Annotated in this window: 2 protein-coding genes; both read right to left on the bottom strand. The window is 73.3% G+C overall.

Annotated features, from left to right (window positions below; translation table 11 throughout):
* Positions 1-3,069: amino acid adenylation domain-containing protein (locus ACWDYJ_RS34925; RefSeq protein WP_451569626.1), on the bottom strand; the 3,069-nt coding region annotated here is incomplete at its 3' end.
* The coding region (locus ACWDYJ_RS34920; protein WP_451569625.1) for an amino acid adenylation domain-containing protein at positions 3,069-10,003 on the bottom strand (6,935 nt) is incomplete at its 5' end. The genes ACWDYJ_RS34925 and ACWDYJ_RS34920, both read right to left, overlap by 1 nt.

Below are 10,003 nucleotides of genomic sequence, written 5' to 3'. Positions count from 1 at the left end.
GGTGCGGATGCGGCTGACGAGGCGGGTGGCGAGGAGGGAGTGGCCGCCGAGGTCGAAGAAGTTGTCGTCGATGGTGAGGTGGGGCAGCGACAGGACTTCGGCGTAGAGGGATACGAGGATCTCCTCGCGCGGTGAGCGGCCGGCCCGGCCGGCGGCCTTCCCGGAGTAGGTCGGGGCGGGCAGTGCCTTGCGGTCCAGCTTGCCGTTCGGGGACAGCGGCAGCGCGTCCAGGGTCACGAAGGCCGAGGGGACCATGTACTCGGGCAGCCGGCGGGAGAGCCCGGCGTACGCGGCGGCCTCGTTCCAGTGCGCGCGGTCGGCCACCACGTACGCGACCAGGCGCTGGTCGCCGGGCTGGTCCTCGCGCAGCACCACGGTGGCCTGCAGGACGCCGGGCTCGGCCGCGACGGCGGACTCGATCTCACCCAGCTCGATGCGGTACCCCCGCAGCTTGACCTGGTCGTCCGCGCGGCCGACGAAGGTCAGCTCCCCGCTCCCGTTCCAGCGTGCGACGTCACCGGTGCGGTACATCCGGCTGCCCGGTGCGCCGAAGGGGTTGGCGGAGAACCGCTCGGCCGTCAGTCGGCTGCGGCCCAGGTAGCCGCGGGCCAGCTGCGCGCCGGCCAGGTACACCTCGCCGTCCGCACCCGGGCCCACCGGGCGCAGCGCGGCGTCCAGCACGTACAGCCGAACCCCGTGGTGCGGGGTGCCGATCGGCACCGGGCCGGACGGCACCGCGGTGCCCGGTCTGATCCAGTGCTCCAGACAGTGACCGGTGGCCTCGGTGGGACCGTAGACGTTCACCAGGGTCACCTCGGGCATCCCCTCGCGCCACGGCGAGAGGTGCTCGCCGAGGAGCTGCTCACCGCCGAGGGTGAGGATCCCGGAAGGCGAGACGGACTCCGGCATCGTTGCGAGGAGCGCGAGGTGCGACGGCGTCCCCTTCATGAACGTAGCCTGGCGGAAACCGGGTTCGGCCACGGCGGTCTCGGCCAGGCTCTCCAGGTCCGACAGCCGTACGCAGCCGCCGCTGATCAGCGGGGCGTGCAGCGATCCGACGCTCTGGTCGAAGGACGCCGAGGCCTGCATCACCGACAGGCCTGATATGTCCGGTGCCTGGGTCGCCCGGCAGTGCCTGACGAACGCCGACAGCGCCCGGTGCTCGACGAGCACGCCCTTGGGGCGGCCCGTGGAGCCGGAGGTGTAGATGACGTACGCCGGGTGGTCCGGCCGCAGGGGGGCGCTCCGCTCCAGGTCGCCGAGATCGTCCGCGGAGTGCTCCAGCAGCGTCTCGCGCAGCCTCGGGTCGTCCATGACGAACGTCAGCGGACGCCCGGTCTCGCGGCCCAGCTGCGCGTCCACCTCGGCGGTGGTGAGCACGAGCACGGGATCGGAGTCCTCGATCATGTGCCGGATGCGGTCGGCCGGGTAGGCCGGGTCGATGGGCACGTAGGCGCCGCCGGCCTTGAGGACGGCGAGCATGCCGACGACGAGGTCGCCGCAGCGCGGCGCGGCGATCGCCACCAGCCGCTCCGGTCCGACGCCCAGCTGGACCAGGCGCCGTGCCAGCCGGTTCGCGCGCGCGTTGAGTTCGGCGTACGAGAGGCTGACGTCGGGCGCGATCAGGGCCGGCTGGTCCGGGGTACGCACCGCCTGCTCCTCGAACAGGTCCGTGAACAGCTCGGCGGGCCGCTCGTAGTCGGAGCCGCTCCACTCCTCCAAGGCCGTGCGCCGCAGCGCCGGGTCCAGCAGCGGGACGGCGCCCACCGGCGTCCGCGGGCGCTCGACCACCGCCCGCAGGGCGCGGCGGAAGACGGCGATCACCTCGTCGATCCGCTCGGCGGTGAAGAGGTGGGGCAGGTAACCCAGGGAGAAGCGCAGGGTGTTGTCCCGGGGCAGGGCCAGCAGGCCCAGGGGGTAGTGCATCTGGTCGCGGGAGTGGATCTTCAGCACCGTGGGGAGGTCCGTGGCGGCGTCCACGCCCGGCGGCCGGCCGCGGCTTGAGTTCAGCGGGTAGTTCTCGAACACCATCGCGGTGTCGAAGAGTGCACCGGAACCGGCCCAGCGCTGGATCTCCGCGAGCCCCACCCACTGGTGTTCGATCAGCCGCGCCTGCTCGCTCTGCACCCGGCGCAGGAACTCCGCCAGCGGTTCCGCCGGCCGCAGCCGCACGCGCAGCGGCAGCGTGTTCATGAACAGGCCGACCATCGTGTCGATCCCTGGCAGCTCCGGCGGCCTGCCGCTGACCGTCACCCCGAACACCACGTCGTCGCGCCCCGTGAGGTGGGACAGGGTCAGGCCCCAGGCGCCCTGGATCACGGTGTTCACGGTCACCCCCGTGGACCGGGCGAACCGCGTCAGCGCGGCGGTGAACTTCTCGTCCTCCACGAAGTGGATCCGCTCGGGGGCCGAGGTGAGCGCCCCCCGGTCCGGCGCCACGATGCTCGGGGTGTCGAAGCCCTCGAAGGCCTCCGTCCAGGCCTCCTCGGCCGCGCCCCGGTCGCGGGAGTCGAGCCAGGTGAGGTACTCGCGGTACGGGCGGACCCGCGGCAGCGCCGTGACGTCGCCGTGGACCGTGTACAGCGTCAGCAGCTCGCGCAGCAGCACCGGCATGGACCAGCCGTCGAGCAGGATGTGGTGGTTGGTCATCACCAGCCGGTACCGGCTCGCGCCCAGGCGGATCAGCGTGAACCGGATCAGGGGCGGCCGGGCCAGGTCGAACCGCGTCCAGCGGTCCTCGGAGGCGAGTTCTTCCGCCGCGGCCTCCCGCTGGGCCTCCGCCGCCGCGCTCAGGTCCTCCTCCCGCCAGGGCACGGCCACCTCGCGGGGGATGAGCTGCACCGGACGCTTGAGCCCCTCGTGGCGGAAGGCGGCGCGCAGGTTCGAGTGCCGCTTCAGCATCGCCTGGGTGGCCTCGCGCAGCCGCTGTGCGTCGACCCGGCCTTCGAGCTCGATGAAGACCTGGACGTTGTAGGCGTCCAGCTCCTCGGCGTCGAAGAGGTTGTGGAACAGCATTCCCTCCTGGAGCGGAGAGAGCGGGAGAATGTCTTCCAGACCGGACTTGGCCATCAGAGGGAACCCCATTCGCTTTCGAGCCGTGAAATGTCGTCCTCGCTGAGCGAGGTGAGGGACACATCCGAGGGAGTCAGGCCACTGGCCTCGGGCCGGCGGGCGTGCTCCACCAGCGCCTTCAGTGCCCTGAACCAGCCTTCGCCGAGTCGGCGGACCGCGTCCTCGGTCAGCACGCCCGCCGCATACGTCCAGACGCTGTGCAGCCGCGGCCCGTGCTCGGTGTCGTGGGCACCGGCGACCAGTTCGACCGGATGCCCGAGCGCGATGTCCGGATGCTGGCCGGCCACGCCCCGGCCCACCACGCTCCACGCGGGCGGCTGCGCCCCCTCGCGCGCTTCGCGGCCGCCCGTGTACCGCCCCAGGTAGTTGAACCCGTACTCGGGAGCGGGGCGGCGCGACAGCAGGGCGCGCGTGCGGGGGTTGAGGTAGCGGAGCAGGCCGTAGCCGACGCCGTCTCCCGGGACCGCACGCAGCTGCTCCTTCACCCGTTTCAGGGCGCGTCCCGCCGCCTGTCCGCCGTCCCACACCTGCGCCCAGTCCCCGCCGACCTGGGGGCTCAGCCGCACCGGGTGCATCGAGGTGAACCAGCCGGTGGTGCGGGTGAGGTCGGCGCCCGCCGCCAGGTGCTCGTGGCGGCCGTGGCTTTCGAGGTCGATGACGACCGGGGCGTCGGGGTCCTGGCCCCGCGTGCGCCGCCAGTCGGCGACGGCGAGCCCGAAGGCGGTCAGCAGGAGGTCGTTGATCTCGGCGTGGTAGACGCCCGGCACCCAGGTGAGGAGGGCTTCGGTGGTCTCCGCGTCGAGGTCGAGGGTGAGCTGGCCGGCGCCCGCGTGGGTGTCGCGGGCCGGGTCGAGGGTGAGGGTGGCGGTGTGGTCGAGGGTGTGGAGCCAGTGGTCCGTCTCGGCCTCCGTCGCGGGCTGCGCGGCGAGGTCGCGCAGGGTCCCGGCCCACTGGCGCCAGCTGGTGCCGCCGGCGGCGAGCGGCCGGCCGTCGTAGGCCGCGGCCAGATCGGGTACGAGGAAGCGCCAGCTCACGGCGTCGACCACGAGGTGGTGCGCGACGAGGACGAGCAGTCCGTCCGTCTGCAGGCCCCGGTCGAGCCAGCAGGCCTCCAGCATGCGGCCCCCCTCGGGGGCGAGCCGGTCACGCGCGGCGGCGGCCAGCGCGGTGACGGTCGTGCGCAGTGCGCTCTCGTCGAGGCCGGGGGCGTGGTGGCGGGTGAGCAGGGCGTCCGCCGCCGGTGTCCCGGGCTCGGGGATGGACATCGTCCAGTCCGGTTCGACCCGCAGGCGCAGGGCGTCGTGGTGGTCGAGAAGGGTCCGCAGGGCGCCCAGGAGCCGGTCCTCGTCCAGGTCCGCCGGTACCGACACCACCACCGACTGGTTGAAGGGCGCTACCGGACCGCCGAGTTCGGAGAGCCAGCCCATGATCGGGGTCATCGGCACCGGACCGGTCGAGCCGTACACCTCGGCGTCCGCCTGGTCCGGCTGCGCCTCGGCCTCCCGGCTCAGGGACTCGGCGAGGTGGGAGACGCTCTGGTGCTCGAAGACGTCCCGGACGGAGATCGCCAGGCCCTGGCCGCGGGCGCGGCTGACGAGCTGGATGGACAGGATGCTGTCGCCGCCCAGGTCGAAGAAGCCGTCGTCGACGCCGACGGACTCCAGCCCGAGCGCCTCCGCGAAGAGCCGGCACAGCAGCTCCTCAACGGCGGTGCCCGGTGCGCGGCCCGTGGAACGCTGCCCGTAGTCGGGCGCGGGCAGCGCCTGGCGGTCCAGCTTGCCGTTGACCGTCAGCGGCAGCAGGTCCAGCGTGACGAACGCCGACGGCACCATGTAGTCGGGCAGGGCCTCCCGTACGAAGGCCCGCAGTTCCTCCGGGTCCGCCGCCCCGCCGCGGGCGCCGTCGGCGCCTCCGGCGTCCTGCGCGGCCACCAGGTACGCCACCAGGCGCCGGTCGCCCGGCCGGTCCTCGCGGACGACCGCCACCGCCTCCGACACCGCGGGGTGCCGCGCGAGGGTGGACTCGACTTCGCCGAGCTCCACCCGGAAGCCGCGGATCTTCACCTGGTCGTCCACGCGGCTGATGAACTCCAGGTCGCCGCGGCGGTTCCAGCGCACGACGTCACCTGTCCGGTACATCCGCTCACCGGGCCCCTCGAAGGGGTTCGCGACGAACCGGGAGGCACTGAGCCCCGGCCGGGCCAGGTAGCCGCGCGCCAGCTGCACCCCGGAGACGTACAGCTCACCGGGGACGCCCGCCGGTACGGGCTGGAGGTACTGGTCGAGGACCAGCATCCGGGTGTTGGGGAAAGGGCGGCCGATGGTGAGGACCCCGTCGTCGAGGTCCTCCGGGGAGTCCACCCGCCAGGTCGTGCAGCCGACGATGGTCTCGGTCGGCCCGTACTCGTTGAGCACGGTCATGCCCGGGTGCGCCTCCAGCGCCGTGCGTACCGCGCGCCCGGTGAGGGACTCGCCGCCCAGCACCAGGTCGCCCCGCGGCGCGTAGCCCCCGGGCAGTTCGGTGATCAGCGGAAGGTGGCTCGGTGTCGCCTTCAGGAAGGTGATCTGCGGCAGACCCTCGGGCAGGGCGCCGGCCAGGTGGCGCTCGTGCAGCTCCTCCAGGTCCGCGAGGTGGACGCAGCCGCCGTTCAGCAGGGGCGCGAACAGGCCGGTCACCGTCAGGTCGAAGGACAGCGGCGAATGCAGCAGGGCGTGCCCGGCCACCCCCGGGTACAGCTCGGCCGAGACCGCCAGGTAGTTGACCGCGGGCTGGTGCTCCACGACCACCCCCTTGGGGCGGCCCGTCGACCCGGAGGTGTAGATGACGTACGCCGCGTTCCACGGCGACAGCGGACCGGTCCGGTGGGCGTCGGTCAGGTCGTACGCGGGCCGCTCGGCGAGCCTGCCGCGCACCGCCGGGTCGTCCAGCGACAGCCGCGGCACCCCGTCGGGGAACAGCCCCTCGGGAACGGAGAGCGCGGTGAGAGCGCACACCGGACGGGCGTCGTCCAGCATCACGGCGACCCGCTCCGGCGGCGTGGACGGATCGACGGGAAGGTACGCGGCGCCGCTCTTCAGCACCGCGAGGACCGCCACTCCCATGTCCACCGACGGCGGCAGGGAGAGCGCCACCACCCGCTCGGGTCCGGCTCCGGACTCGACCAGCAGGTGGGCCAGCCGGTTGGCGCGGGCGTTGAGTTCCTCGTACGTGAGCGTCGTCCCGTCGGCGGACAGGGCGGGCCGCTGCGGCGTCCTCGCCACCTGCTCCTCGAAGAGTTCGGGAAGGGTCGCCTCCCGCTCGGGGCGGGCGGTGTCGTTCCACTCCTCCAGCACCTGCCGGCGCTCCGCCGGATCCAGCAGGCCGATCCTGCCGATCGGCTGGTCCGGATCGGCCGTCGCGGAACCGAGCACACCCAGCAGCCGCGAGATGATCGACTCCGCGGTCTCCCGGTCGAACAGCTCGGTGCGGTACTCCAGAGAGCCCCGCATGCCCGCCGGAGCGCCGGAACCGTCGTGGGTCTCCCCGAGGGTGAGCGACAGGTCGAACTTCGCCACCCCCGTCCTGGCGGTCATCCGGGTGGCGTTGAGCAGCGCGTCACCGCCGGTCGCGGGGCCGCGGCCGCGGTCCTCCTCGCGCACCGCCTCCGCCGTGTTGTTGAAGGTGATCATCACCTGGTAGAGCGGGTGGTGGGAGAGACTGCGGGTCGGGTTGAGTGCCTCCACCAGACGCTCGAACGGCACGTCCTGGTGCGCGTACGCGGCCAGATCGCCGGTACGGACGCGGTCCAGGAGCTCGCGGAAGCTGGGGTTGCCGCTGGTGTCGGTGCGCAGCACCAGCGTGTTGACGAAGAACCCGACGAGGTTCTCCGTCGCCTCGTCCGTACGGCCGGCCACCGCCGTGCCGATGGGGATGTCCTCGCCCGCCCCCAGCCGGGTCAGCAGCGTCGCGAACGCCGTCTGGGCCACCATGAACGGGCTTGCGTGGGCGGCCCGGGCCAGCTCGGCCAGCCGCGCGTGCAGCGCCGCCGGGACGGTGAAGGGGATGCGGTCGCCGGTGTAGCCGGCGGTGGCGGGACGGGGCCGGTCCGTGGGCAGCTCCAGCTGCTCGGGCAGGCCCGCCAGGGTCTCCTTCCAGTAGGCCAGCTGCCTGCCGGCGGTGCTGTCCGGGTCCGACTCGTCCCCGAGGACCTCGTGCTGCCAGAGGGAGTAGTCGGCGTACTGGACGGGCAGCGGCTCCCACCCGGGCGCCCCGCCCGCGCTGCGCGCCGCGTACGCCGAGGTGAGGTCGCGGGCGAGGGGGGTCGTCGACCACCCGTCGCTGGCGATGTGGTGGATGAGCAGCAGCAGCACGTGCTCGGTGTCGGACAGCCTGAACAGCCGCACCAGGAAGGGGATTTCGCCGGTCAGGTCGAAGACGTGACCGGTCGCCTCCGCCAGCTGCCGCTCCAGGCCCTCGGCCACCGCGTCCGTGACGCCGAGGCGCAGACGGACCCGGTCGGCGGACAGGACGATCTGGTGCGAACCCCGCTCGTCGTCGGCGAAGACGGTCCGCAGGCTTTCGTGCCGCTCCAGCACGTCGTTGACCGCCTGTTCCAGCGCTCCCCGGTCCAGCGAACCGGTCAGCCGCAGCGCCGTCGGCATGTTGTAGGTCGCCGACGGCCCTTCGAACTGCCGCAGGAACCACAGTCGCTGCTGCGCCGGGGACAGCGGAACGCGCTCCGGCCGGGAGCGTGCCACCAGCGGCGTGCGGGCGCCGGCGGCCGCGTCGAGCGCACCGGACAGCCCGGCGACAGTCGGCGTCTCGAAGAACTGCCGTACGGACAGCTCGACGCCCAGCGCGGTCCTGATCCGGCTGACCAGCCGGCTCGCCAGCAGCGAGTGGCCGCCCAGGTCGAAGAAGCTGTCGTCGATGCCGACCCGGGTCGTGCCGAGGACCTCGCAGAACAGCGAGCAGACGATCTCCTCGCGGGGATCGCGCGGGGCCCGCCCGGCCGGCTCGGCGGCGTAGTCCGGGGCGGGCAGCGCGGCACGGTCGAGCTTCCGGTTCGGCGTCAGCGGCAGCGCGTCGAGGACCACCAGAGCCGTGGGCACCATGAACTCCGGCAGCCGCTGCCGCAGATGGTCCCGCAGCGAGGCCGCGTCCGGCGCGGACCCACCCGCGACGACGTACCCCACCAGCCGCTGGTCGCCCGGCCGGTCCTCGCGGACGACCACCGCCGCCTCCGCGACCGACGGGTGCCGGACCAGCTCCGACTCGATCTCACCCAGCTCGACCCGGAAACCGCGCAGCTTGACCTGCTGGTCGACCCGGCTCAGGTAGCGCAGCGCGCCGTCCCGGTCCCGCCGCACCAGGTCCCCGGTGCGGTACATGCGTGAGCCCGGGGGCCCGTACGGGTCGGCGGTGAACCGCTCGGACGTCAGCCCGGGACGCAGGTGGTAGCCCTGCGCCAGCTGCGCCCCGGCCAGGTACAGCTCACCCGGCACCCCTGCGGGCACCAGGCGCAGCGCCGAGTCCAGTACGTAGGCCGAGGTGTTGGCCAGGGGCCGCCCGATGGCCGGTCCGGCGGACCCGGCCGCCCCGGTCGGCCCGGTCGGCCCCGTGGCGGACAGCTCGGCGGCTGTGGCCCAGATCGTCGCCTCCGTGGGACCGTACAGATTGGTCACCGAACGGGCCCGCGCGCCCAGCGCCTTGGCCAGCTCGGACGGCAGTGCCTCGCCGCCCACCAGTACGTGGACCCCGGCCAACTCGCCCCGGTCCGCGGCCACCAGCCCCTGCCACAGGCTGGGCGTCGCCTGGAGCATGGTGATCCGCGACTCCGCGACCGTCCGCAGCAGTGCGTCCGGGTCCTTGGCGGTCTCCTCGTCCGCGAGGACCACGGCCCCACCGTGCAGCAGGGGCAGCAAGATCTCCAGACCCGCGATGTCGAAGCCGACCGTGGTGACCGCCAGCAGCCGGTCCCCGGCACCCGGTGCGAAGCGCCGGCCCACGGAGTCCAGGAAGTTGCCCAGCGCGCCCCGGGGCACCACGACGCCCTTGGGGCGGCCGGTGGAGCCCGAGGTGTAGATGGCGTACGCGGGGTGTGAGGCGTGGATCGGCGTCCGCAGCTCCCCGTCCGCCAGGTCGGTGCCGTCATACGCCACCAGGTCGGCCGCGGCGGCCGGCTCGGTGAGGGTGAGCGCCGGAGCCGCGTCGTCGAGCATGTAGGTGATGCGGTCGGCGGGGTAGCCGGGGTCGATCGGCAGGTAGGCGGCGCCCGACTTGAGGACCGCGAGCAGCGTCACGACCAGGTCGGCCGAGCGCGGCAGCGCCACCGCCACGAACCGGCCCGGGGCCGCGCCCTGCGCGATGAGATGCCGGGCGAGCCGGTTGGCGCGCGCGTTGAGCTCCGCGTACGACAGAGGGACACCGGCGAAGACGAGCGCCGGCGCATCCGGAGTCCGTGCGGCCTGCTGCTCGATCAGCCGGGGCACGGAGTCGGCGGGCACCGGCCGAGCGGTGTCGTTCCACTCCCGCAGGGACTGCCGCTCGGCCGGGCTCATGATCTCCAGCTGCCCGATCGGCCGGTTGGGGTGGGCCACGCCCATGCCGACCAGCTGCACCAGCCGGTCGGCGATCGCCTGCACGGTCTCCCGGTCGAAGAGGTCCGTGCTGTACGTGACGCTGCCGGACAGGCCCGCGCAGCGGTTCCCCGCGCTGAACCGCTCGGCCAGCGCGAACGACAGGTCGAAGCGCGCCGAGAGCCCTTCCGAGGCCTCCGCCTGCGCCGTGAGGCCGGCGAACTGCGGGGCCCCGGCCTGGGACTGGGCGCCCTCGGTGTTGTGGAGGGTCAACATCGTCTGGAAGAGGGGGTGGTGGGAGAGGGTGCGGGTGGGGTTGAGGGCTTCGACGAGGCGTTCGAAGGGGAGGTCTTGGTGGGCGTAGGCGGCGAGGT

This window comes from Streptomyces sp. NPDC003042, from assembly GCF_053591315.1.
The sequence above is the reverse complement of the archived record's forward strand: the minus strand, read 5'-3'. Positions and strand labels throughout refer to the sequence as shown.